Raw genomic sequence first — 23,768 nt, 5'->3', positions numbered from 1 at the left:
GATTCTGGCTACACGCACCATTGGAGATAGAAAGGCGCGCCTGATCACGATCCTGGTGGCGCCTCTAATGTCCTGTTCGGCGCGCTTGCCTGTCTACCTCTTGATGACAAGCGCTTTCATCCCCAATCGGCGGGTGTTCGGTATCGGGTCGGTCACGCTTTTAACTCTACCCGCAGCCACATTTATCGCGCTCTACTTTTTGGGGATGGCGGCAGCCTTCGGCATGGCTTGGCTGTTTCATAAAACCCTCTTAAAGGGGGTATCGCCTACATTCCTCATGGAGTTGCCACCCTATAGGCTACCGAGTGTGAAAGCGGCCGCCATTCAGATGGTGGAACGCGCCGGCCTGTTTGTGCGTAGGGCAGGCACAGTGATCCTCTCGGTAGCAATCGTGGTATGGTTCCTTTCAAGCTATCCTAAGTACCCGCGGCTCACGCCGGATCAGGCGCTCCAAAAAAGCTATCTAGGCCAGCTTGGCCGTCTGATCGAGCCAACAATACGCCCTCTCGGTTTCAACTGGAAGATGGGGGCGGGCATCGTCTCTTCGTTTATTGCCCGTGAGGTGTTTGTTTCCACAATGGGCACCATCTACAACGTTGCCGATACGGATTCTAGAGCAGGACAGGCCGATCTCGGCAAGCGGATGCAGGCCGATATTGACCCTACGACGGGTAAACACGTTTTTACCCCCTTGGTGGCCGTGTGCTTGATGATCTACTACGTTCTTGCGATGCAATGCATGTCTACCGTTGCCGTTGTCAGGAAAGAGACGAACGGCTGGAAGTGGCCTCTCTTCCAGATCGCCTACATGACGGCCCTGGCATGGACAGTGACTTTTTCTGTGTACCATGTGGGGCTGTTTTTCGGTTGGGGGGTACGTTAGATGAATTGGCAACAGATTTTGACGTTTGGGATCGTTGGAGCGGCAGCGCTCTATTTGGCTAGCTATATTTGGCGCATGGTGCGGGCGTTTTGGAAAGAGGGAAGCGTTTGTAGGGTGTGCGAAGGATGTGCACTCGCCAAATTAAAGGTGGCCGCCGATAAAAAACAGAAGCAGATGGGGCTAACTCATCCCGATGGGGTGGTGCCGATCTCGACCATTCGCCCGCGCTCGGTGAAGAGAGAGGATAGACAAGGTTTGGACTAGTTGCGGCTTCTCGGCGTTACGTTGACGTAGACGGGAATATCCATCTGTTCGCGATCGGTAGCATATACGAAAACATGGAGGGTGAGCGCTCCGGCGGGAGCCTTAGAGGTCAGTTGAACCTGTAAAGTGCGTGTTGATGGCGGAGGGGATGAGGCAGCCGATGTCGGAAGAGGCACGAGCCAGGCCTTAAGGTAGGGAGCGGAAGTGCGAATGGTAAGCCCTTGCCATAAGTCGGGACGAGTCGTTTTGATGATGGTCTGATCGTAAGCTGTAAGTCCCTGAAAGACAGAGCCTAACACGATGACATGGGGGTCGCATTGAAAAGAGCCTACGACGTTGGCTTTGAGGGTAGCCGTGTTGCGTGCGAGAGCGTTTGACGGGGATGGTACCGCGCTGTAGAGAATAGCCTGAAGCGGCCCTAATGGTGCGTAGGGTTCTAGAGTCACTTGGTAAGCTGCCTCCATGGCGGTACGACCGTGCCACTTGATCGGATGCGGTTTGGAAATTAGGGTGGTTTTGATAAAGGGTAAACTCGGTTGCCGATCTGAGGGTGTGGGCGATGAAGACAACGTTGTGCGAAGCAGCAGCGGTCGGCGCGATCTTTTCAACAATCTATCGTCTATGCGAATCTTAAGCACTTGGGTGTGGGCACTTTCAAAAGGGACAGTGCCAAAATCCACAACCGGCGGATCGAATTCGACAATCGGTAGCACCCTGCCTTTCATCTCTAAGGTAACCGTGGGAGATGGATCGCCTTCTGTAAACACATAGATGTATTTGATAAAATCTCCTGGATTGAGGCGGTTTACCTGGATGTTGGCGCTGAGAGTGACAGTTTGGTTTGGGGCGATAGTTGCCTTTCCATTAGACTCCGAGGTTGGGGAGAGTAGGGTGGAGGTACAGCCACAGGAAGGTTGAATCTGTTCGATGGTAATGGGAACCACCGTGTTGTTGTGCAGGCGGAAGGTGCACCTCAGGGTTTTGATCTGGAGTGGGTCTACAGTTCCAAAGTCGTACGTTGAGACATTAGTGGGAGGATGTTTTGGAGATAGCACCACGAGACCAGAGGGTAGGGCTAGTGCGATGGGGGACAACGCTATGAGCAGCGCAGCGAGCAGAGGAGAGGTTCGTAGGAGACGCATTTAGTGGGCCTCCTGGGTTAATTGCTGAACGGCTTGGAGCGCATTTAGTGCGATCGCTGCACCTGTGGCTTTCCGAGGAGCATCGGAGGCGTGATCGTTTGTGTAGACGATCTGCTGTTCCTTGTTTAGGATAAAAACACGTGGGCATACCAGGGCCTTGTAACGTAGGGCGACCCGCATGGCTGGATCGGGCAGGATGAGGGTGTGTTGCGCATCAAGTTGTGTTTCCTGCAAGAATGTCCTTGCGTCATTCGCCGAGCCGGTGAAGACGATGAGGGTAAGGCAGGAGGGTGGAAGGCGATCACTTTGTTGAACGGCTGCCCAAGCGCGGGCGCATTGGTGGCACCACTGACAGCCGCAGAAGAAGAAGAGCGCTATTAGGTTGCGACGATAGTCATACAGCGTATGCAAATGGCCTTGTATATCCGTAAGTTGGAAGTTTGGAGCTAAGGCCGCTTGCGAACGGTTCGCAAGAGGAGTCAACAAAAAGACGTGGGTTTCCCCGCCAAAGCGCCCGATTCCCACAATCTGACCCCGATGGTTGATACGAAAGGCGCGCTGAAGTATCCAGCCAGAGTTTGAGGGGATGAAGCGGTTTAGGTCTTCCATGTGCCCATTTTCCCAAAGAAAAGCGTGTTGATGCTGATAGCGGTCGGCAGAAGAGCCAACGATCTGTCCTTGCTCATTAATGCCCCATGCTGTCGAGGGGGAGTCGCCTAGGGTACCGAGGTCAACGATCTTATGATTCTTCCAAAGGCAGGCATGGATATCCCCATCTGCTGTAGCGGCCCAACCGACAACCACCCCCGCATTGTTAATGGCGTGGGCATGGCTAAAGGAGCCACCCGGCAGGAGGCCCAGATCGCTCATTTTCCCTTGTGCATACAAAAAGGCTCTGCTGGCAGCTTTCGGGGCATTGTTGGATATCCCCACAACGGCATCATGGTCGTTTATTCCCTCGGCAATGCTAAAATCTCCATTGGGCAGGGTGCCTAGGTCTTGCATTTTGCCGTTATGATAAAGAAAGGCGTGTGTGAAGCCGGAGGCAAGCTGGCTAAACCCGACAATGTCTCCATGCGCGTTGATGTCTAAGGCGGCACCAAAGGAGCCTCCCAGCCCTCCTAAATCGTGTAGGGATTCTTTTTCCCATAGAAAGGGGCGCATAAAACGGATGTCTTGTGCTGAGCGGGCGATGCCCACTACCTGCAGTTTGTCGTTGATGGCGGCTGCATAAGTATCGGGATAGTTTGGCAAGCCACCCAATATTCTAAGCTGCCCTTTATGCCAAAGCCAGGCTGTGGGGTGCTCGTTAAGTTGGTTAGGATGCCAGCCTGTTACCGCGCCCTCTTGATTGAGTGCCGGACCGATGTTGTCTGTTGCAGTTGAGATAAGTCCGAGATCGGTCACCCGGTAGCGTGGATGGTCTGAGAGGTTATGCGGAAGGGTTTCAGGTCCCTCCTGTGGCTCTTGAAAAGCCATCAGGATAGGAAGAAAGAGAATAAGTAGCACTTTTGAACGCAACATGGGTTCCTCTTGAGCTAAGGGTAGATGCGATAACTCATTTTATCCCGCATTTCGTCCTGCGGCAATAGCGGCGGACTGGAGACTTGCAGTTGCCGTTCAAGAAGCGGGTGATGGGGAGAAAGTTCGCAGACGGGGTCGGTTACCGAAGGATCGCCTGTTAGCAGGGCTGCTTGACAGCGACAACCTCCGAAGTCTATCTCTTTGTAGGGGCAGCTACAGCAAGGCTCGTGCATCCATTCAGTGCCTCGAAAGCGGTTGAACGCCTCGGAGTGTTCCCATATCCATTGGAGGGGATGTTCTCGCACATTATCAAAGGTTAGATGGGGTATTTCATAGGCGGTAGGGCATGGGAGAACGTCGCCAATGGGATTTACGCAGAGATAGCGCCGTCCCCAACCGTTCATACAGGGTTTTGGACGAGGACTATAGTAGTCAGAGAGAACGTAGAGTATCTCAATGCGGTGTTGGTAGGCTTTTCGTGCTTCGGCCACCAGCTGCGCGGCGATCTCGATCTGTTGAAGGGACGGCAACAAAGCTTTCCTATTTTTGAAAGCCCAGCCGTAGTATTGGGTATGTGCCAGCTCTAAGCGTTTGGCTTGGAGGCTAACCGCAAATTCGATGATTTGGGGGATGCGATGGATGTTGAAACGGTGAAGCACCACATTCAGGGTCAGGGGAAGGTCTACTTCTTGAACGGCACGAACGGCTAGAAGTTTTAAACGGAAGGCATTTGTGCCGGCGATGCTGTTTGCAAGAGCCGGCTCGTCGGCCTGGAAGCTAATTTGAACGCTATCAAGCCCTGCCTGTTTAAGACGCTTTGCACTGGAAGGAGTCAGGCCTACCCCACTGGTGATGAGATTGGTATAGAGACCGGAATCATGAGCTGCTAGAATGAGCGTGCCGATGTCTTTGCGTTGTAGAGGTTCCCCACCGGAGAGAAGAGCGTGCAAAACACCCAGATCGGCAGCCTGTTGGAAGACGCTTATCCATTCGTCTGTGTCTAGCTCCGGTTGTGCGGTAGGATAGCGTACCGGATTAGAGCAGTAAGGGCAGTGGAGCGGACACCGATAGGTGAGTTCGGCTAGAAGGCCAAAGGGACGGGGGATCATGGTCGGTTTTGATCGGACGATCGCGGTTCGTCTTCAAAGGTAATGAGATTGCGCTGATACAGACGGTGGAGATATGTCTGCACATCGGCGACAAGGTTATCGGCCGATAGGGAATACTGTTTAGAGAGTTGTGAGCAGATGGTAGCGAGATCGGTATGGCCATTGCAGAGCTTGAGAATGGCCGCGCCGGTGTCGTTTAAAAGCAGTACGCCTTCCGGGTAGACGAGAGCCATTTTCCCGGTAACCCTATCTTGTTGGAGGCGGGCATAAGGAGCAATTTTCGGGATAGCATTCGGTGGGAATAAGTTGCAATGCATCATTTTGCTTTTTCCTCTCCTTGCGATTTTGTTGCACCACCGTACGCGAGTTGAATGGCATCTAGCATGGCCCACAGGAGGTCACATTTAAAGGCGAGGGCCTCAACGGCCTTCTCCTGCAGTTCACGGGTGTTGCAATGGGTAAGCGTCAGCTCGAGTCCTTCATGTGAATCGCGTCGAGCTTGTGTGAGCCGCGCTCGGAAATACTCTAGTCCGTCAGGGGAGATCCAGGTATAGTGTTTCTCAAAGGCTGCCAGCCGCTCTTGCATAAGATCGGGCGCGAAAAGCTCCGTTAGGGAGGACGCCACGGCAATTGGCCAGGGTTGGGTGCGACAGAAGTTGACGTAGGCGTCTACGGCAAAGCGTACTCCTGGTAGGAGGTAGCGATGGCTCCAGAGATCATCACGCGATAGACCGGCAGCTTCTCCCAATCGAAGCCATGCTTCTATGCCACCTTCCCCTTCGGTTTGACCATCATGATCCAAAATGCGATGTATCCAGATGCGACGGATTTCTGGCCTTGGGCAATTGGAGAGGATGGCAGCATCTTTGATGGGTATGTTCTGCTGATAGTAGAAGCGGTTGGCGATCCAGCCACGAATCTGACTTGGAGAGAGTCGGCCAGCGTTCATAGCGATATGAAAAGGATGGAGATGGTGGTAACGGCCCTTACCGATCTGGCGTAAATGCTGTAGGAATGTGTCTCTATCCCAAACTTCTGTCACCATGTTTTGTTTCTCCGTCTTCAGAGAATGAACTCCATACCATCTTCGCCTACCAGGCATCCGGCCGATTCCACGAGTTGGCGTTGTTTGGATTGGGGGATAAGAATGGGATTTGTGTTATTGATGTGCACGTAGACCTTATAACGAGTGTGAAGCTCCATGAGATGGGAAAGGCTACCGCTCGGGCCCGAAATGGGAAGATGGCCGATTTGCGTTGCGGTTCGGGTGCTAAAGCCTAACGCGATCATCTCCTGTTCGTCCCAGAAGGTTCCATCTACGAGCAGGAGGCCGCAGTGTGCACATTCTGCCGTTAACGACTCTGGCCAGCATGGGAGGTCGGGGAGATAGAGAAGGCGTCCGCTGGTTTGAATATCGGTTAGAGAGAGGCCTACGGTATGCCCTTCTAAAGCCTTGCTTGCCTGATGTCCGTAGCGCGGAGGATTTCCAGGCAGGGAGATGGCCTGGATCAGAAGGCCGGATGGCGACTCGTTGGACAATAAAAGCGGTTGCGGGATGTGAGGAAGAAGACGCCATACGAGCTGGGTGTAGGGGTTGAGAATGCGTTCGAGAGCGAGACTTTCTGTTAGTGTCTGGCGCGTGGTTGGGGTGGTATAGAGAACCAGTGGAGAGTGTTCGCGCAGTAGGAAGAGACCTAGGATATGGTCGAGATCGGCGTTCGTGATCAAAACCCCTTGAATGGGGGTATGCCGTGCCGGACGGGGGTAAAGCTCAGGAAAGGCTTCGATCTGGTGTGTGATATCCGGCGAAGCGTTCAAGAGAAACCAGTTCTCTCCATCGGCGCTTACAGCCACCGAAGATTGTGTGCGTGGCTTGGCGGTGTCTGGATCAGAACGTGCCACAGAGCAGTTAGGACAGGCGCAATTCCATTGTGGAAAACCGCCGCCTGCAGCGGTTCCTAAAAGTCGTACATGCATAGTTCTGCTGGAAAGTGGAAATGATTTAGAGGGAAGCGATAGGACTTATAGGCAACTATCGCTTCCTTATCTATGATTACATGCTAGTCCTCTTCACATAGTACGTAGGCAGAGCACTCCGCGTTGACACTGATCTCTTCGAAATCGGGCGTCGTCCACTCTTGCATCTCTCATTCACCTCCTCAAGGAATTATGGATTCGGCATTTATGGCACAGTGTAAGTCCATGTAAGTATCTCTTGGGTAGCCGTAAGCCCACCCGTTCCTCCGGTAAAGCCCACATAGCCAATGGGGCTTCCGATAGTGTTAGGAATATCTATTTGATAGGACTGTGTGGCCGTGGCAGAGGTTTGGGTATCGCGTATGGTGACTTGAAGCGTAGCGCCATCGTAAACCATATCTACGGCAAAGATATGGCCGCTATGGAGATCGATACCGGTATTGGAGAGGTCAATAGCCGGGACGGTAGGAGGTGCTCCATCTGTGTAGAGTCCTGTCGAGTCGGTACCTTCTCCGCTATTGTTGTAGAGATCGAACTTTATCGCCACGCTGTTGTTGATGCCTTCATAGCCTAAAGACCCGCCTGCAAGACCTATAGCGGTCGGCCCATCGCTTTGAATGGTGAAGGTGAAACCATCGGCTTGGGCGTTCTGAATTTGGAAAGTGAAGTGGTTGTGAAACTTCCGTACGTCCACCAGATATTTAAAGAAAGCGCTGCTCGCTTCAAAGTAGGTGGCGCTGTTGGTGAGCTGCAGACGGGTGTCGTCAAAGGTGGCGCCACCATTTAAAACGATATTGCCTGAACTGCTAAAGCCGGTGGGATAGTCCGGTAGTATTTTGGGAAGCGGGCTAGCGCTCGCCTCGTTTGAGAGCACGCTTTGGCCAAAACTGTTGACGGCGGCAACGCGATAGTAGTAGGTTGTATTTGCCTGTACATTTGTGTCGGAGAAAGTGGTGGAGGTGAGACCGGTTTGGTAGAGAGTTTCGGCACCTGAGGCGGTGGCGCGATAGATGCTGTAGCTAGAAGCTCCCCCGATGGCGTCCCATTGGAGGTTGACTTGCAGGATGTCTGCATTGGCCACCAGCTCAGTGGGTGCCGCGGGGGGGCCACCTGGGCTACAGATGGTAAGGAACGGCGGTTTGACCCCAGCCTCACGGGAGTAGAAATTCGCCATGACATCTGTTAGACCGCGATAGGGGGTAAGAGCTACGGAAAACTGTTTACTGTTGGCGGCCACCTGTTTTAAGAAGTAGGGGCTAACATCCCAGCGATAATATTGATCGTTTGGCCAGATTCGCGCATTGGCAAAGGGATAGAGGAGTGATGGCATATTATTCCAGGTTATTGTTCGCTCACCCCATGCGTTGCTCGAAACGGCTTGGGCGGTTACAAGAGTTGCCTTACCGTTTTGGCTGGAACCAAAGAGAGTAAGCAAGGCTCCGCTGAGAGGCGAGGCCAGGCCGGAGAGATCGAATTTGAGGAATGTGTAGCAGGTGTCGTTTGGAGAATCGTTGCTAACCTTCAAATTTTGAGCTGCGCCAAAATTCTGATTTGCGTAGATGCCTGCACACGTATAGGCATCGGCGATGGGAGAGAGTGTTTTGGTACCTCCATGTCCAAGCTGCGGGCTGGCGGCCACTTCGTTGGAAGGCGGGCTTTCACCACCGTTGTTCTGTGCGGTGACGCGATAGTAGTAGAGAATACCATCTTGAAGACCGGTATCGGTGAAATAGTTTTGCGAGACATTTTGTTTGTAGAGCGTTTCCTGCCCGGGTGCGGTGCCTCGATAGATGTTATAGCTATCTGCATTGGAGACGGGTGTCCAAGAGAGGGCGAGTTGCTGATCGCCTATCGAGGCTGTGAGGGAGGAGGGGGCTGTAGGGCGGACGGAGTCAAGAAGGCCATAGACAACGAGTTGTCCGGCTCCGATGGGATCGTTCGGTGCACCAAAGCTGGCCATGTAGACTTTGCCATTGGCGATGGTGGAGCAGCAAAACTTAGCAAATTTGCCGATATCATCGCGGTTGACGTTCATTCTACTGTTCCACAGCTCCTTGAGACGGGGGATACCTTGGCTATCCACCGAGATGCTGCTGGCATCGAAAGCTTGAAGAATGCCCGGCACCACGGCATTATTGGCGTTACCTTGGTAGGGGTGAGAAGCCCATATGATGGCGGTACCTGGTTTTTGCCCATTTGCGGAGATGGAGAGCATGGCTCCGGGCATACCATCTGGAACGCGATTGGGGCTATAGGCGATGGGAGTTGCATTGAAGTACGTGCCTTTAAAGGCGAAGACTTTCAGATAGTCTTCTTCAGACCAGACATAGACGCACGGACCGTTCACCGGGCTGTTGTAGTAGACGGGTGAACCGTGAATATGCCCATTTCCGGCTTGAAAACTCTGCACGATCTGTGTATCCCCGCTTGGGTTGAAGTGGCCGAGGTTATGGATGTTCAGGAGGTAGAAGACGCCCTGTTTCCCTCCGCCAAGAATGTAAGGGGTGCCGGGGATAACGAGTACACCGGAAGAGCCGAGATCGAGATCGGCGGCGTTAAGGCTATCTACATTATAGGGAGTAAACCAGTCAAGCACTTTAAGGCCACCCTGATTGGGGATGGCAGGACTAAGCTTAATGAAGCTACAGCCTAGGTCAGGTCCGCCTGTGTTCGCATCGAAGGTGCCGTTACCCGTCATGATATAGATGTTGCCATCTTGACCAACCGTCGGCCCCTCACCGGATTGCCAGATGCCTGCCTGTGTGCCGTTTAGCGTATCGCAGTAGGTAGCGATTTGATGCAGATTCGAGGCATCGTAAGCGACGATCCAGCCGTGATAGGGGCCGCAATCGTTGTGAGAGGCCCATGAAATGTAGACGGCCCCCCGATAGAGGAGGAGGGCCGGGCGTTGGTTCTGAATCTTTGGATCGAAGGTTAGGTTGCCGTAGGAGGCCTTGATTTCGACAGGCCCGTTCAAGCGTTCTTGACCGGTGGTAATGTCTAGTGCGTGCAACCATTGATGATAGGTGCCATCCGGGTTTTTGTTGCGGCTAACTAGGTACATAAGGTTGGTATTTGGGTCAATGACGGGTGTGCTGAGAATGCCAACGCGGACGGAGATATCGGTACAGCAGCACTGTACGTCGGAGGCGGGGACAGGCGGGCCGAAATTGTCTTGCCAAAGCGGTGCTGACTGGTTGGGATCGTCTGCATCGAAGGCATAGACGCTATTATTCATTGTTGCGACAAAAACGACGTTGTGGATGCCTTTCCCTGGGATGAGTAGGTGGGGTACATAGAGGGGTTGGGCGTAAATTTCAGCATCCACATGGCGCGTGAAGAGCTTACCAAATTTTTGGACGTTTACGTTTGAGGTATTAAGGATGGTTTCATTTAGGTTTGCGCCGGAACGATAGATATCGTTATGCTGGGTAAGCACAGATACCTGGGCGGACGAGGGAAGGGCAAAGACCAGTCCGGTAACGATGCCGATGATAGCCGTGCAAAACGAGCAGACGCGATCACGAAGTTGGCGCATAGTATCTTCTCCTTTGAATACAGGTCATCTAGTGTCGGGTGGCCACTGAAAGTTTGGGTAGGCCGTCGGTGTATTTGGGCATTTTATAATAAACAAGAACACAGGAACTCGCTAAAAAGTTCCTGTGTTCTTCGAGAGTGATAACGTACGCCCCAGACCTAGGGCGGCGCTTAGAGCCTCAGCCAGGTTTTATGGAGGGGGCATCGTCTTCTGGAAGGACAATGGGCGTGTAGGGCTTATTGGTCGCTTCGGCAGCGCGTTTTGCAAGCTCATTAAAGCCGGCCTGGTTGAAGTGGCCGGGAATTGCATAAAGGATGGTTTCTTCGGGGCCTAAAAGATAGAGGTCCGGCACCCCGATAAGGTTGTACCACTCGGCAACATCGAGGTTGACATCGAGGACAATGGGGAAAGTGAGATCGCCATGCTCCTTAGCGAAGGCTTCGGTGGCCGGCGCGTCGTCTTGGGAAACACCGAGAACGGTGAATTTACCATTCGAGCCTTCTGCATATTGGTGATGTAGTCTCTGAATGAAAGGGGCCGAGTATTTGCAGGTGCCGCAGCCAACTTTAAAGATAAAGAGGAGCAGAAGCCCTTTCTTTCTCAGTTCTGCGGTGGAGTAGAGTCGTCCGTGGGCATCTGACAGCTCAAAATCTACGATCTTATCGCCGGTCTGTAGGGGTTGTGGCATCGCTTCTGCACTCATGTTGCTTTCCTCCTAGGCGTTTTTACCGTGGCATTTTTTGTATTTTAGGCCGCTTCCGCACCAGCAAGGATCGTTCCGTCCACCTTTCCAGCCCGGTGGCGGGGTGTCTTTCGTGGCGAGGAGGTTGCCGTTTCGGGCTGTTGCGTTTTCTGCGATGTTGGTGATGCCGCTATATTTAGGTTTCGGAAGCTCTTCCGGCAGCGGAATAATGGGTACAGCCGGGGCGAAAGTAGGCTGTTGTGGCTCGACGACTACTTGGATACGGAGGATATTTCGCACGATGTCGTCTTGAATAGCCTGCTGCATGCGCTCGAACTCCTCAAAGGCCTCTTTCTGATAGATGAGGAGGGGATCGATCTGTTCATAGCCGCGAAGGCCGATACCTTCACGGAGATAATCCATGTTCGCAAGGTGCTCCATCCAGCGATCATTGATGGCTCGCAGCGCAAGGAAGCGCTCTAGTTGGCGCATGGCATTCGGGTCGCCCTGAAGTTCGGCCAACTCCTTTTCTCGCGCCTCGTACACGCCAACGACGTGGTTGTAGATTAGCTCGATCATCTCTTCCTGGCGTTTACCACGAAGGTGCTCTTCGGTGATTTCGGGATAGAGCATGAAATATTCATTCAGTTCGTTATAGAGGGTTTCGATGTCCCACTCTTCCGCAGGGGCCTCTGGCGAGCAGTAGGCGTATACAGCATCCTCAATATTTGTTCGGATGTAGTGGAGAATGGTCTCTTTGAGGTCGACACCCTCGAGGATGCGGCGTCGCTCTTTGTAGATGACGTCGCGCTGCCGGTTCATGACATCGTCATAGTTCAGCGTGTTCTTACGAATCTCGAAATAGTGCTCCTCGACCTTCTTTTGTGTACGCTCGATAAGCTTCGAGAAGACTTTTGCATCCATTGGGAGATGCTCTTCCCATCCGCGGAGGAGCGGTGAATTGAACCGGTCGCCGAAGAGACGCCAAAGTTCATCTTCAAGGGAGACATAGAAGCGGCTTTCACCAGGATCTCCTTGGCGTCCGGCGCGGCCTCGCAACTGGTTATCTATTCGCCGGCTTTCATGGCGTTCTGTGCCAAGTATGAACAGGCCACCTAGCGCGCGTACTTCATCGGCGGCGCGTTTGTGTTCTTCATCCGTGAGAGCACCCGTGGTTACCGCTTCGAGGACGGCCGGATTTCCGTATCGGCGATAGCTCTGCTCTTCTTGGGCGGTTTCGGAGGTCTTGTCTGGCTGTTCGGCCTCGGCCAGCTTTTCGGCCTGCGTGAGCGAGCGGAGGCTGCCATCCACGGTGGGGAGGGCTTGATGGATATGCTTGCCGCCAAGCAGGATGTCAACCCCACGCCCAGCCATGTTGGTTGCGATGGTGACGGCGCCTTTACGGCCTGCCTCGGCGATGATGAGAGCCTCTTTTTCGTGGTATTTGGCGTTCAGAATGTTATGGCCGATGCCGTGCGTCAGCGCCTCTTCTAGGCGTTCAAGGCCTGAATCCTCGATTTGAAAGAGCCGAGCAATGGTATTCATGTTTTCCGGCGAGAGAGGGTCTTCGTTAATCCCCAGCTCTTTTAGAAGAGGCTTGAGGCGCGCCATGGAAAGCTGCGGTAGGGGGGTGTTCAGTAGGGCGACATAGCTGCGCTTTTTCTCGGGATCTATGGTCTTGTTCTTTTCGAGCGCTTCACGGGCCACCTCGATCATGCACAGGAGGGAGAGATTGGACGGGCTTATGCGCTGACTGACACGCTCGCTCATCTCGATGGAGCGTGTGCCAACGAGGATGGGTTGTTGTTTGCAGTAGACTCGCAGAATCTCCGCCGTGATGCCACGCAGCTTATGCTCCTCGGTCTTGTAGATAACATCAGGGTGGTCTATGCGGATCATGGGACGGTTCGTGGGGACAACGACCACATCGAGACCGTAGACCTTGCGAAACTCCTCTTCCTCTGTTTTGGCGGTGCCCGTCATTCCGGCGAGTTTGGAGTAGAGGCGGAAGTAGTTTTGGAAGGTTATAGTGGCCAAGGTCTGGCTTTCGCTTTTTACCTTCACGCCCTCTTTGGCCTCAATGGCCTGATGAAGCCCGTCGGAATAGCGCCGTCCGAACATGAGGCGGCCCGTGTTTTCGTCCACGATAATGATTTCGGGGCCATCCTCTTCATTGATGGTTTTCACCACATAGTCTATATCTTTTCGGAAAACGCCATGGGCTTTCAGCGCCGCTTGGAGATAGTGCATGATCTCTGGATGTTCGGAAAGATTTTTAATTCCAAGCTCACGCTCCACAAAGGCGACTCCGGCATCGGTAAGAGTTGCTGTTTTTTGCTTCTCGTCTACCACATAATGAATGTTTGGATTATGCTTATCGGCATTAGGGTTATCCTTGTCCCGTTTGGGGTCGTCAATACCGCGGCGCATTTTGCGCACAATGCTATCTATCTTGTAGTACATTTCGGTAGGTTGCTGAACCATGCCCGAAATGATAAGCGGGGTGCGTGCCTCGTCTATCAGGATGGAGTCCACCTCATCCACGATAGCATAGTGGAGTTCACGTTGACGCAGTTCTTCCTTACTAAAGGCCATGTTGTCGCGCAGATAGTCGAAGCCGAACTCGTTGTTGGTTCCATAGGTGATGTCGCAAAGGTAAGCTTCTGCGCGGGTTATGGGCCTGCAGTACTTGTAGCGGGGGTCGGGATCATCGTAATCGGGATCGTAGAGAAAAGAGCCGCCCTCTTCACCAGTTTCGGGGGATTGCCCTTGGATGATACCAACACTCAGACCAAGGAGATGATAGATGGGGCCGTTCCAAACGGCATCTCGGCGAGAGAGATAGTCGTTCACGGTAACGAGATGAACGCCTTTACCGAGTAGAGCATTCAGTGTCAGTGGTAGGGTAGCAACCAGGGTTTTCCCTTCCCCTGTTTTCATCTCCGCGATACGACCATCGTGCAGTACCATTCCCCCGATCAATTGGACATCAAAGTGGCGCATGCCGAGGGTTCGCTTAGAGGCTTCGCGTACGATGGCGAACACATCTGGGAGAATTTTGTCAAGAATAGGATCGTAGATTTTGCGATCGGCTTCACGTATCTGCTGATCGGTAAGGTTTCGCCAGCTAGGTTCAGCGGCTGCGCGCTTTTCTCGATACTCCTCCTGAACCTGTTGACGGAACTCGTTAATTTTGGCGCGGAGTTCCTCATTCGTGTATTTCTCATAAACAGGTTCGAGGGCATTAATCTGTTCGACGACTTTCCAATAGCGCGCAACCTCGCGCTCATTATTATCTATTAATCTTTTCAGGAAACCAGGCAATGCCATTGTTTTGCTATTTCCTCACAAGGGTAGATTGGCGGGGCGGGGCACACCGCGTTGTTTCCGCGTTAGACCTCACGATAGGATGCCATGTAATGGATGGTTAAGAGAAATGGAGTTGACGGGCATAACACGGCACAATCAACTTTCTAGTATACCTTATACGTGATTCGGCGATCTAAGGTGCCGTTATCTCTGTGGGAGGCTTATCGGGAAGGGGCAGGTTTTTTTCGATGCGTGGGCGAACGTGCCAGAAATCTCGCAGCTGTTGGTAGCTTTGTATGGCTTTTTCACGGTTGATGTGAGGCGATCGAACGGCGCGTATAAGCAGATTTTTCGGGGTATGCTCCGTTTCGATAAACTCTAGAATCTGTACGGCATAGCCGGCAGCCTCTAGGCGTGATGCGCGCAGTGTATCGGTTACCAGTCCGGTAAGGCGTTCACGGATCACTCCATAACGCAGCATGGGTTGCAGCTCCTCAGCGTTGAGCTGTCGGTAGAGTTCCTTTTGACAGCAGGGGGCAGCGAGGATGACCTTTGCGTTCCAATGCACCGCTTTGGCGATGGCGTCATCTGTGGCGGTATCGCAGGCATGAAGGCTAACAGCGAGGTCAATGGAGGTATCTAACTCAAACGCCTCTATGGAACTGCAAACAAACGATAGGCCTGTCCACCGCAGCTTTTCGGCGAGTTGTTGGCAGAAAGCAACCAGTTCGGGTTTTTGTTCGACGCCATACAGGTAGACTTCGCGCTCTAAAACCGAATGAAAATAGTGGTAGAGTGCAAAGGAAAGATAGGCCTTCCCTGCACCAAAATCCACAATATGCAGCGACCCCTGTTTAGGAAGGTGTTCGATGATGTCGTGAACGATTTCAAGAAAACGATTGATTTGGCGGAATTTGTCGTAGCGAGAGGGAATCACCTGGCCGGATTGGGTCATGATGCCAAGCGCATGCAGAAACGGCAGATAGTGACCTTCTTGTAAGATATAGTTTTTGGCTCGGTTATGAGTTAATGGGGCCGGGCGACGGTTTGTTGGGCGCACGGTGAGCCGCACTTTGCCTTCCGGTAGGAGTATAACCTGCTCATCGCTTTGAGTGGTACGAATGTTCAGCCGACCGTTTGATGTGCGCACCAGTTCGATAAGATGCTCCACTGCGTCGAAAAGGGGCAGATTGCGGTGCGTTACCTTTTGAAAGTTATGATAGGCGAACTGAAAGTACTTTTGTTCTTTAATCCGTACCGGCTGGACAAGGGCAGAGCCGTTTGGATCGGTGATGTTGATACCGTCTTGACCCTTGAGTGTAGCCCCGACGAAGAGGGCATCCGCCTCAAGCAGATTGGTGAGATAGGTTCGGAACTCTGAAAAAGATAGCGTGCGCGTACTAGGAGGCATCTTGATCCTTTCGGAAAGCCTTAATCTGAGCAAGTTCCTCTTGTCCACGAGCTTCCAACTGTTTTACCCATTCTTTGCGCAAGGGGCGCAATGCTTCTACCAACGTTTCGGCGATAGCCAGGTTACGAAACCACTTATGGTTGGCAGGTACGACGTACCAAGGAGCATAAGGTGTTGCGCACCGGTTTATAGCATCCTCAAAAGCGCTTTGGTAATCGTCCCAAAGTGCCCGTTCCTTCCAATCGGCGACCGAGAGCTTCCAGGCTTTTGTGGGGTCTTTTTCGCGATCTCGCAGACGCTGTTCTTGCTCCTCTTTGCTGATGTGGAGTAGGAATTTGAGGATGATCGTGTTATTTGTGGCCAGGAGTTGTTCGAAGGCGTTTATCTGCTCGTAGCGTGCACGCCACACCGTTTCCGGCACAAGTTTGTGAACTCGAACGACGAGCACGTCCTCGTAGTGTGAGCGATTAAAAATGACCATTGTACCTTTTGCTGGCGTTTGTTTATGAACCCGCCATAAAAAGTCGTGAGCTGCCTCTTCGGCAGTCGGTACTTTGAAGGAGGCGACGCGACAGCTTTGGGGGCTAACGCTCGAAAAAACGTGACGAATGGTTCCGTCTTTACCGGCTGTATCTATCCCTTGCAGTACGATGAGAACTGCATGGGTACTTGCTGCGTAGAGCAGTTCTTGGAGTTCGGAGAGTTCGGCCAGAAGTTGGGCAGAGCGTTTTTCCCCTTCGTCTTTATCCAGACCGGCATGATAGGAAGGGTCTATATCGCGTAGTTGAATTTTTTTGGAGCCATCAATCGGCTTTAGGTAGCTCATGCTTTGTGATCCTCAGTTTGGAATATCTCTTTTAGGGCGACCGCCACACCGTCTTGGTCACAGGAAGGCACGACGCGTTTTGCCACCGCTTTCACTTCCGGTTTAGCGTTGGCGACGGCGATGCCCAGACCAGCCCATTGTAACATGGAGATATCGTTCCAGCTGTCCCCAATGGCGATCGTCTGTTCGGCGGGAATGCCGAGTCGCTCGGCCACGATAGCGAGGGCCTTTCCCTTGCTTGCGTTTAGTGGCAAAAACTCAAGATACTCAACGTTGCTACGCATGACAGTAAGGCGTCCCTGGTAACGTTGTTGCATAACAGGTAACAGCTCTTGAACGGTGGCGGGATGGGTCACGATAATCAGTTTGGTAGGGGCGGTTCCTTTAAGGCGCTCATAGAAGTCCGGAAGAATTTCAAATTGGGCGCCTGTTCGTTGTTGATACAGCTCCATCCAAGGAGTGCGTTCGGCAGAGTAGATGTGATCGTCGAGATAGTAGTTCAGCTGGAAGTGGTTTTCCCTTGCAAAGGCTCTTATTTCATCGGCCAGGTCAGGTGGGAGGGTTTCGTTGAGCCAGGTCTCGCCGGTAACGGGGTTACGGATCATGGCACCGTTGTAGCTAATAACCGGTGTTTGAAGCCCTAGGGTGTGAACGGTTGGCAGGGTGGTTTCGTGCATTCGCCCAGAAGCGATTATTATGGCAACCCCTTTTTGTGCAACGTGCTGCACCGCTCTTCGATTTGTATCGGACAGGACATGGTTTGAATTCAGAAGGGTATCGTCGAGATCTATGGCACAGAGTCGGTAGGTTGGGTTCAATGGGTACTCCTTTCGGATGGGTTTTGTGCGGGAAAAAGAGGTCGTAGTAGTTCGGACTGCTGCGTTTTGGAGGCGCGTAGTAGGGAGGAGCGAGCAAACCTTTCTGCATCTATAGGGCGAAGAAGCACAAAGGGATCGGATTTTTGTGGATTGAGAAAGCGGATGAGATTTTGCGCATCTTCACGGACGGGGCTAGACGGATCATGGGCAATAGGGTATAGCGCGTTAATAGCATGGGCTAGCTTTAAGAGCTTAAGGCCAAACATGGCGGTGAGCTGCACAGCGGGATTTGGGTGAAGTAGGCAGTTTGTAAATATTTGCAGGGCGTGCTCTTGTGTGGTCGAGCTGATGAGAAGGGCAGCAGAATCTCTTCGGACAAGGCTGATGTGTTCCAAATTCGGTTCACCGGCTTCGTCTAAAACCAGGCGGACGATGGAGAGATTTTCGCCTCCGATGGCACGTACCAGGAGGGCTCGGTGAAGTAAGGAGACGGGTAACTCCGATCGCAAAAAGAGGAGGATTTGCGCATTATGATGAAAGTGGGCAAGCGGGCGTGAAAGATCGGGGCGCTGTTCGAGCTGTACGAGGGCTGTGTCCAGTTTTTGAAGAAAGGGCGTTGTACCCACCGTTTTCAAAACGGCATGACGGAGCAAAGGAGCGCAGCTGCTCTCACGAAAAGAAGGGCGGTCAATAAGCCGCATGAGATGTTGAGCACCTTCCGGGTAGCCAAGTTGATGGAGAATAAGTGCGGCGTAGATGGCACGGGGGCTTGGTGTTGTTGCCGATGCAGCTGCTAGAAGTAGGGGATAGGCTAGATGGTCGGCATGTTGCAACGCTTCGGTGGCCCAAGTATGCGCCTGCCAGTTCTCGCTTCCGAGCAGGCGAATAGCGGTTTTCAGTTTTCGTGGTGTCTTTGGAAACATAAGAACCATACACCCTTTGGTGTGTGTTATAACACTTTACCGCATAGTAGTCGAGAAAGCCAATAGAGAGTGGAGCTATTTGCCAACGCAGAAGTCTTGAAAAATGCGATGGATAATCTCATCGTCTACAGTTTCGCCGGTGATTTGACCCAGGGCGTTCAGAGCCTCTCGCAGGTCTAAGGCAATGAAATCGCCAGGAAGTTGTTGACGTGTTGTGGCGAGAGCTTCTTGCAAGTGATGAACTGCCTCTTGAAGCGCTTGAGAATGACGGGTTGAAGTGATCATAACCTCTTCGGTGTCACCATATAGACTCGAGGTCGTTATCTGTAGCAGTTTGTCTCGAAGCCGTTCGATGTTCTCTCCGGTGAGGGCTGAGATCGGGATAATATCGGTGACATAAGGAAACTTTTGGTGCACCAGGTTGGCCGCTTGTTCAAGTGTGTCGTTAGTGACGAGGTCTTTTTTGTTAAGTAAAAAGAGGGTTGGTCGGTCTTTGCTCTCTACGGCAGGAAATGGAGAGAGAGTATTCAGGGAGGATAGGTCGGATACATCTACGATAAAGAGCAGAAGATCGGCCTGCTCGGCAGTTTTTAGGGCAAGGTCTACCCCAATGCGCTCGACGGGATCGGCAGTGACTCTAAGTCCTGCCGTGTCGGTAAGCACGATCGGGATACCGTTAATGGATAGCGATTCCTCTATGAGGTCTCGTGTTGTGCCTGGGATAGGAGTTACGATGGCACGTTCCGTTTGGAGCAGTTGGTTCAAGAGGGAAGATTTGCCTGCGTTCGGAGGACCGATAAGGGCCACGCGCATGCCTTCTCGTAGAATCCGTCCGTAGCGCGCGGTGTTGGCAAGACAGAGAGCTTGTTGGCAGATATGGGCTAAACGTACCTCAAGTTCCGAATAATCAAGCTCTCCTACCTCATCGCTATAGTCAATGGTTACCTCAACGGCTGCTAAAGCGCCGATGATGTCGGAACGCAAACGGTGAATAACTTTTGACAGCTTGCCTTCAAGTTGATTAAGCGCCGCCCGACGTGCACGTTCCGTTTTCGCCTTAACGAGATCGGCCACCGCTTCTGCCTGGGCTAAGTCCAGTTTGCCATTGAAAAAGGCTCGTTGAGTAAATTCACCGGGTTCAGCCAAACGGGCACCATGCTGAATCAGTGTTTCCAGGAGGCGACTAACAATGGCACGTCCTCCATGACAGGACAGTTCCACCATATCTTCGCCGGTGTAGGAGTGAGGGGAGCGAAAGAGGGTAAGCAGTCCCTGATCTATGGTCTCGCCGTGTAGATCAACAAAGTGACCGAAGCGAACCGTATAGCCTGGAAGGAGGGTAATATCCTCCTTACGCTTTCCGCGGAAAACTTTCTGAGCAATAGATGTAGCCGTTGTGCCAGAGAGTCGGACGATGGCGATGGCCGATTCGCCCAGAGCTGTGGCAATAGCAACGATAGTATCTTCTTGTTCCATAGAGAGCTTTCAACTTGTGGGTTGCAGGAATATCTGCGGTTCTCGCTGAAATATAAATACGTTTTCGAGAAGGGAACTGCATCATGCTCGTTTTGCGGGGAAAGAGTGGCGTGGGTGGGGTATGGCTGACAATAGGCCTTAGTATCTTCTGCTATACCTCTGCAAACGCTGTAGACGTTCAAGAGACTGTCGTTCCTGGCGATCCGGACTTAGTGCTTGTAGCGTCCGGTTTTAGGTTTCCTGAGGGACCCGCTTATGATGGACGGGGAAATATTTACTGTTCAAACTGTGCTGCGGATTACGTTACCAAAGTAGGGCCCGATGGGCGGGTAGAGATCGTCTATCGGGCGAACCACCAGGGAGATAAGCCATTCACATTCCTCAAGACGAACGGTATGACCTTCTTTAGGGATGGTTCTCTTTTCGTGTGCGATTTTGAAAGAAATGCCATTATACGCATCTATCCAGATGGACACCAAGAGCTTGTGGTGGACCGCTGTGATGGGCAATCTTTCCGTGGACCAAACGACCTCGCTTTTGACCCTAAGGGATATCTTTACTTTACTGACCCCACTGGCTCCGATGCTTCGCACCGCATAGGAGCTATCTATCGGGTAGACATTGTAGCTCGCAAGGCGATAAAGGTAGCCGATGGGCTAGCTTTTCCTAACGGTATAGCGTTTAGCGGGGATGGCAAATGGCTTTATGTTTGTGAGGATAATTTAAACAGAATTATTCGTTTCCGTGTTCTCAAGGATGGACATCTCAGCTTACCGGAAGTGTTTGCCACGCTTGATGCAGATGGCCCCGGGCACCCGGATGGGATGGCTATAGACAAGCAAGGGCATTTATGGATCGCCCATTATGGGCAGCATCGGGTGTTAGAGGTAGACGGAAAGGGGCAGATCGTCCGTAGAGTTCAGTTACCGGTGAACCGTGGGGAGGGGGATGAGGGGCCGACGAATCTAGAGTTCGCGGGTAGGGATATGCGAACGCTTTATATAACCGATCCTGGCACCAATTCCCTCTACAAAATACGGGTCAAGGTAGCAGGTTTAACGCTTTTTTGTGCGCCACCAAATAGAGCAAAGGGAGGTTAAGAGAGAGATGTTCACCTGTTTATCTCCGGGGGCTATCGGAGTTCGCGTTACCAATTTGAAGGAGGCCATCGAAGCCGCGCGGATCGGCGGGTTTGAGGGGGTGGAGTTTAACCCCTTTGAGGTGGCCGACCTTGTGGAAAAGCAGGGAGCAGATTATGTTAAAAGCCTGTTTGCTCATGCTGCCATCCGCCCCGGCGCATTCGGATTGCCGGTGGACTGGCGTGGTGAGGAGACAAAATGGCGGGAAGGCTTGGCGCAGCTCCCGCGCTTAGCAAAAGCTGCTGCCGCCATTGGTTGTCATCGTACGGCTACATGGGTGCCGCCCGCATCGGATGTGCTGACCTTTGAGGAGAACTGGCGGTTTCATGTGGAGAGATTCAAGCCCATCGCTCAGATTTTGGCAGAGGCGGGGTGTCATTTAGGGTTGGAGTTCATCGGCCCGGCAACTTCACGAAGGAATCATCTTTATCCTTTCATTTACACGATGGAGAAGATGCTTGAGTTGGCCGCAGCCATTGGGCCGAACGTGGGGTTGCTGTTAGATAGTTGGCATTGGTATACCTCTGGAGGAACCGTTGAGGGGATACGAAAGCTACACAAAAAGGATGTGGTCTATGTACATATCAACGATGCGCCGGACGGAATACCCCGTGAAGAACAGATTGACAACCGACGTGCGCTCCCTGGAGAGACCGGAGTTATTGATATCGCCAACTTTCTGCGTGCCCTGCGACATATTGGATACGACGGGCCGGTAACCCCGGAGCCTTTCAAAGCCGAATTGGCCTATCTGGCTTCGGATGAAGAGCGATTGCGTACGGTTGGCGCTGCCACGCGAAGCGTTATGCACAGGGCCTTTGGCGATGAATAGGCGCTTGATCTAGCCGGTGTTTGGGGATGCCCAATGATGTAGACGATCTTCAGGAATAGGATGGTCTTGAGGATAGATCAGGTAGACCGTTTTGTGAGAGTGGTTCCAAGCCCTTAGGAAGTTCGAACGAGGAAAAACTCGCCGACACATTTCGCCCTGCTCTGGGCGATAGTAGGGATCGTTGAAGATAGGGTCTCCTGTTTTTGTAAAGCCGATGCATACCATAAGATGACCAGCATCGTGGGCTTCCGGTTTTCCTTTAAGAAGATCGTAGGAAACGGAAACGATGGGGGGAACGCCGGCAAGAATCCACTGTTCAAGCTCATAGATATCGCTAAAGCGGGATACGTAGGCACGGATTCCGGCGTGTGCCCCGGCAAAGGCGGTATTAAACGGCCAGTTGCCGGTTCCATGCCATGTAGGGTCGTAAACGGCTGCGGCCACTTCCGGAACCTCATAAACGAGGTCGGGGCGTTGCAGTTTGTGTGCCCAATGGGCCAGCACCATGGCCGTACTGGTTGGGCTACACCATCCAGCGCCCTCTTCCCAACCAAGCTGTGTTTTTGCTGGCACGACCAGTTCCTGACCCCAAGCCTCTGAACAGGGCGGTAGTTCGTTGAAGGAAGCCTGCGTATCGGTGGCGCACAGCGCGAGAAAAGTCCAGTGTGGTGGGGTTACTCCTCGGTAGGTGAGGCGAAGTTGGGCTTTTGAAGCCGGTCTGTTGAGACGCAGGATATCCGTATCCATAGTTCCATCGCTATCGTATTGGCCGGCAACGCTCTGCCGCGGAAAGCGCTGAGGGCTTTGTGTCCAGTGGGCGACGGTGTAGTAGGATGTCCAATGGTCGTGGCAAAAGGCGCGGATTTCTAAGGTGATGCCGGTTTGCAGCGGCATAATGACGTTCCAAGAGAGAATAAGCTGGTCGGCAAGCAGGGGCAGTTGTATTTGCGGTGAGACCCAACCATCCGATTCTGAAGGAATAAGTTGCTGCTCCTTTATTTCAACAAAAACGGTTCCACGATATTCCTGGCTCATATCTACAATTCTCCGGCATCTAAGGGTATAGGCTACCAAACGAGCGTGTTTGCGTCGAAGACGGGGCCGTCCCAGCAGGCACGCACATAATGTGTTCCTTGCGCCGTACTTTGTGCGACAACGCATCCGTTGCAAAACCCGATACCGCATGGCATTGAAGTTTCAACGGATACCTGACAAGGCACATTGAATTCATATGCGATGGCTGCCACGGCTTTCAGCATAGGGGTAGGCCCGCAAGCATAGAGGCTGCGTGGTAGTTGAGAGGGCTGTTCCAGAAGGGTGCGCAAGCGATCGGTAACAAGCCCTTTTTCTCCGTGGGTTCCGTCGTCGGTGAGGGCATAGAGATGGACTTCGAGTCGGCTAAATTCAATGAGACCTACCAATAGACTACGGGTGCGGGCGCCGTTAAGAACTATAATCTCGCCAACTTCCCGATAGGCGCGCTCATTGTGGAGCGTTTGGGCCAAGAAATAGAGGGGAGGAGCACCAATGCCACCAGCAATTAGGATATGCTGTCTAGGTTGTGAGGCATCCCAATAAAACGGGCGCCCCAGCGGGCCGATGATGGAGACAAGACTTCCTTTCCGTTTTTCGGAAAGGCCGGAGGTAAAAGAGCCGCGGGCAAGAAACAGGATGCTGAAGGTCTCTTGTAGACGGTCTACTCGATAGATGCTGAAAGGTCTCCTGAGCAGAGGGGCGTAGTCTCGTCCATAGAGGATTTCGACAAACTGTCCGGCCTGTGCCGTCTGGGCGATCGAGGGAGCATGGAAGACCATTTCAAACGCATTCTGCGCAATGCGTCTGGTCGTCACTATCTTAGCCATAATCTCCTGTCGAGGAAGAGGGGGCGCTGCCGTTATGGATGAATCTTGAGTAG

General features: G+C 52.6%; 20 protein-coding genes. 4 read left to right on the top strand and 16 right to left on the bottom strand.

Features of this window, described 5'->3' with window-relative positions:
* Both VKV18_RS09445 and VKV18_RS09440 read left to right on the top strand, forming a co-directional pair.
* A partial coding sequence (locus VKV18_RS09445; RefSeq protein ID WP_324203958.1) for a nucleoside recognition domain-containing protein occupies nucleotides 1–883 on the top strand: 883 nt, incomplete at its 5' end.
* Nucleotides 884–1,147: a hypothetical protein gene (locus VKV18_RS09440; protein ID WP_324203957.1), complete on the top strand. Its 264-nt coding sequence runs from the start codon at nucleotides 884–886 to the stop codon at nucleotides 1,145–1,147.
* Here VKV18_RS09440 and VKV18_RS09435 read toward each other — a convergent pair.
* The 14 genes from VKV18_RS09435 to mnmE form a co-directional block, all read right to left on the bottom strand.
* A complete protein-coding gene (locus VKV18_RS09435) occupies nucleotides 1,144–2,289 on the bottom strand; it encodes a DUF1573 domain-containing protein (RefSeq protein WP_324203956.1) in 1,146 nt (381 codons plus the stop codon). The two genes, VKV18_RS09440 and VKV18_RS09435, sit on opposite strands and share 4 nt — an antisense overlap.
* A complete protein-coding gene (locus VKV18_RS09430) occupies nucleotides 2,290–3,813 on the bottom strand; it encodes a redoxin domain-containing protein (RefSeq protein WP_324203955.1) in 1,524 nt (507 codons plus the stop codon).
* A gap of 14 nt (nucleotides 3,814–3,827) precedes the next feature.
* On the bottom strand, nucleotides 3,828–4,922 hold the full coding sequence (gene pqqE / locus VKV18_RS09425) for a pyrroloquinoline quinone biosynthesis protein PqqE (RefSeq protein WP_324203954.1): 1,095 nt from the start codon (nucleotides 4,920–4,922) through the stop codon (nucleotides 3,828–3,830).
* Entirely contained in the window at nucleotides 4,919–5,242 is a 324-nt protein-coding gene (pqqD, locus tag VKV18_RS09420; RefSeq protein WP_324203953.1) for a pyrroloquinoline quinone biosynthesis peptide chaperone PqqD, read from the bottom strand. Before pqqD ends, pqqE begins: the two co-directional genes overlap by 4 nt.
* Nucleotides 5,239–5,967: a pyrroloquinoline-quinone synthase PqqC gene (gene pqqC, locus VKV18_RS09415; RefSeq protein WP_324203952.1), complete on the bottom strand. Its 729-nt coding sequence runs from the start codon at nucleotides 5,965–5,967 to the stop codon at nucleotides 5,239–5,241. Before pqqC ends, pqqD begins: the two co-directional genes overlap by 4 nt.
* 17 nt (nucleotides 5,968–5,984) lie before the next feature.
* On the bottom strand, nucleotides 5,985–6,899 hold the full coding sequence (gene pqqB, locus VKV18_RS09410; RefSeq protein ID WP_324203951.1) for a pyrroloquinoline quinone biosynthesis protein PqqB: 915 nt from the start codon (nucleotides 6,897–6,899) through the stop codon (nucleotides 5,985–5,987).
* Between the two features lie 205 nt (nucleotides 6,900–7,104).
* The gene (locus tag VKV18_RS09405; protein ID WP_324203950.1) at nucleotides 7,105–10,437 is read right to left on the bottom strand and encodes a DUF7594 domain-containing protein; all 3,333 of its coding nucleotides are present in this window, start codon (nucleotides 10,435–10,437) and stop codon (nucleotides 7,105–7,107) included.
* 178 nt (nucleotides 10,438–10,615) lie between these two features.
* Nucleotides 10,616–11,140 carry a TlpA disulfide reductase family protein gene (locus VKV18_RS09400; RefSeq protein ID WP_324203949.1) on the bottom strand — a complete coding sequence of 175 codons (525 nt, stop codon included), beginning with the start codon at nucleotides 11,138–11,140 and terminating at the stop codon, nucleotides 10,616–10,618.
* A gap of 12 nt (nucleotides 11,141–11,152) precedes the next feature.
* Nucleotides 11,153–14,449 (bottom strand): preprotein translocase subunit SecA, encoded by a 3,297-nt coding sequence (secA, locus tag VKV18_RS09395; RefSeq protein ID WP_324203948.1) that lies wholly within the window; start codon nucleotides 14,447–14,449, stop codon nucleotides 11,153–11,155.
* A gap of 172 nt (nucleotides 14,450–14,621) precedes the next feature.
* On the bottom strand, nucleotides 14,622–15,839 hold the full coding sequence (locus tag VKV18_RS09390) for an SAM-dependent methyltransferase (RefSeq protein ID WP_324203947.1): 1,218 nt from the start codon (nucleotides 15,837–15,839) through the stop codon (nucleotides 14,622–14,624).
* Nucleotides 15,829–16,665, bottom strand: a complete 837-nt coding sequence (locus VKV18_RS09385) for a polyphosphate kinase 2 family protein (RefSeq protein ID WP_324203946.1) — start codon at nucleotides 16,663–16,665, stop codon at nucleotides 15,829–15,831. The genes VKV18_RS09390 and VKV18_RS09385 overlap by 11 nt, the downstream gene beginning before the upstream one ends.
* Nucleotides 16,662–17,483, bottom strand: coding sequence for a Cof-type HAD-IIB family hydrolase (locus VKV18_RS09380; protein ID WP_324203945.1), 822 nt, complete (start codon nucleotides 17,481–17,483; stop codon nucleotides 16,662–16,664). The genes VKV18_RS09385 and VKV18_RS09380 overlap by 4 nt, the downstream gene beginning before the upstream one ends.
* On the bottom strand, nucleotides 17,480–18,406 hold the full coding sequence (locus VKV18_RS09375; RefSeq protein ID WP_324203944.1) for a hypothetical protein: 927 nt from the start codon (nucleotides 18,404–18,406) through the stop codon (nucleotides 17,480–17,482). The genes VKV18_RS09380 and VKV18_RS09375 overlap by 4 nt, the downstream gene beginning before the upstream one ends.
* Before the next feature lie 75 nt (nucleotides 18,407–18,481).
* Nucleotides 18,482–19,882 carry a tRNA uridine-5-carboxymethylaminomethyl(34) synthesis GTPase MnmE gene (gene mnmE / locus VKV18_RS09370; protein WP_324203943.1) on the bottom strand — a complete coding sequence of 467 codons (1,401 nt, stop codon included), beginning with the start codon at nucleotides 19,880–19,882 and terminating at the stop codon, nucleotides 18,482–18,484.
* Nucleotides 19,883–19,965: 83 nt separating this feature from the next.
* On the opposite strand from mnmE, the gene VKV18_RS09365 reads away from it, so the two are divergent.
* Together VKV18_RS09365 and VKV18_RS09360 are read left to right on the top strand one after the other, a co-directional pair.
* Nucleotides 19,966–20,982, top strand: a complete 1,017-nt coding sequence (locus VKV18_RS09365) for an SMP-30/gluconolactonase/LRE family protein (protein WP_324203942.1) — start codon at nucleotides 19,966–19,968, stop codon at nucleotides 20,980–20,982.
* Between the two features lie 7 nt (nucleotides 20,983–20,989).
* On the top strand, nucleotides 20,990–21,853 hold the full coding sequence (locus VKV18_RS09360; protein WP_324203941.1) for a sugar phosphate isomerase/epimerase family protein: 864 nt from the start codon (nucleotides 20,990–20,992) through the stop codon (nucleotides 21,851–21,853).
* 9 nt (nucleotides 21,854–21,862) lie between these two features.
* On the opposite strand, the gene VKV18_RS09355 is transcribed toward VKV18_RS09360, so the two are convergent.
* Complete coding sequence (locus VKV18_RS09355; protein ID WP_324203940.1) at nucleotides 21,863–22,888, bottom strand: C39 family peptidase; 1,026 nt, start codon at nucleotides 22,886–22,888, stop codon at nucleotides 21,863–21,865.
* Nucleotides 22,889–22,920: 32 nt separating this feature from the next.
* Nucleotides 22,921–23,715, bottom strand: coding sequence for a dihydroorotate dehydrogenase electron transfer subunit (locus VKV18_RS09350; protein WP_324203939.1), 795 nt, complete (start codon nucleotides 23,713–23,715; stop codon nucleotides 22,921–22,923).
* Between the last annotated feature and the right edge of the window lie 53 nt (nucleotides 23,716–23,768).

This window comes from Chthonomonas sp. (assembly GCF_035294505.1).
In the GTDB taxonomy this organism is placed as follows: domain Bacteria; phylum Armatimonadota; class Chthonomonadetes; order Chthonomonadales; family Chthonomonadaceae; genus Chthonomonas.
Note: the sequence above shows the minus strand (reverse complement) of the source record. Positions and strands in the feature narration are given on the sequence as shown.

What these genes read in the sequence shown, in the direction of transcription:
- VKV18_RS09440 (WP_324203957.1), top strand. Translation starts at nt 884, where the DNA reads ATGAATTGGCAACAGATTTTGACGTTTGGGATCGTTGGAGCGGCAGCG.
- VKV18_RS09435 (WP_324203956.1), bottom strand. Translation starts at nt 2,289, where the DNA reads ATGCGTCTCCTACGAACCTCTCCTCTGCTCGCTGCGCTGCTCATAGCG.
- VKV18_RS09430 (WP_324203955.1), bottom strand. Translation starts at nt 3,813, where the DNA reads ATGTTGCGTTCAAAAGTGCTACTTATTCTCTTTCTTCCTATCCTGATG.
- pqqE (WP_324203954.1), bottom strand. Translation starts at nt 4,922, where the DNA reads ATGATCCCCCGTCCCTTTGGCCTTCTAGCCGAACTCACCTATCGGTGT.
- pqqD (WP_324203953.1), bottom strand. Translation starts at nt 5,242, where the DNA reads ATGATGCATTGCAACTTATTCCCACCGAATGCTATCCCGAAAATTGCT.
- pqqC (WP_324203952.1), bottom strand. Translation starts at nt 5,967, where the DNA reads ATGGTGACAGAAGTTTGGGATAGAGACACATTCCTACAGCATTTACGC.
- pqqB (WP_324203951.1), bottom strand. Translation starts at nt 6,899, where the DNA reads ATGCATGTACGACTTTTAGGAACCGCTGCAGGCGGCGGTTTTCCACAA.
- VKV18_RS09405 (WP_324203950.1), bottom strand. Translation starts at nt 10,437, where the DNA reads ATGCGCCAACTTCGTGATCGCGTCTGCTCGTTTTGCACGGCTATCATC.
- VKV18_RS09400 (WP_324203949.1), bottom strand. Translation starts at nt 11,140, where the DNA reads ATGAGTGCAGAAGCGATGCCACAACCCCTACAGACCGGCGATAAGATC.
- secA (WP_324203948.1), bottom strand. Translation starts at nt 14,449, where the DNA reads ATGGCATTGCCTGGTTTCCTGAAAAGATTAATAGATAATAATGAGCGC.
- VKV18_RS09390 (WP_324203947.1), bottom strand. Translation starts at nt 15,839, where the DNA reads ATGCCTCCTAGTACGCGCACGCTATCTTTTTCAGAGTTCCGAACCTAT.
- VKV18_RS09385 (WP_324203946.1), bottom strand. Translation starts at nt 16,665, where the DNA reads ATGAGCTACCTAAAGCCGATTGATGGCTCCAAAAAAATTCAACTACGC.
- VKV18_RS09375 (WP_324203944.1), bottom strand. Translation starts at nt 18,406, where the DNA reads ATGTTTCCAAAGACACCACGAAAACTGAAAACCGCTATTCGCCTGCTC.
- mnmE (WP_324203943.1), bottom strand. Translation starts at nt 19,882, where the DNA reads ATGGAACAAGAAGATACTATCGTTGCTATTGCCACAGCTCTGGGCGAA.
- VKV18_RS09365 (WP_324203942.1), top strand. Translation starts at nt 19,966, where the DNA reads ATGCTCGTTTTGCGGGGAAAGAGTGGCGTGGGTGGGGTATGGCTGACA.
- VKV18_RS09360 (WP_324203941.1), top strand. Translation starts at nt 20,990, where the DNA reads ATGTTCACCTGTTTATCTCCGGGGGCTATCGGAGTTCGCGTTACCAAT.
- VKV18_RS09355 (WP_324203940.1), bottom strand. Translation starts at nt 22,888, where the DNA reads ATGAGCCAGGAATATCGTGGAACCGTTTTTGTTGAAATAAAGGAGCAG.
- VKV18_RS09350 (WP_324203939.1), bottom strand. Translation starts at nt 23,715, where the DNA reads ATGGCTAAGATAGTGACGACCAGACGCATTGCGCAGAATGCGTTTGAA.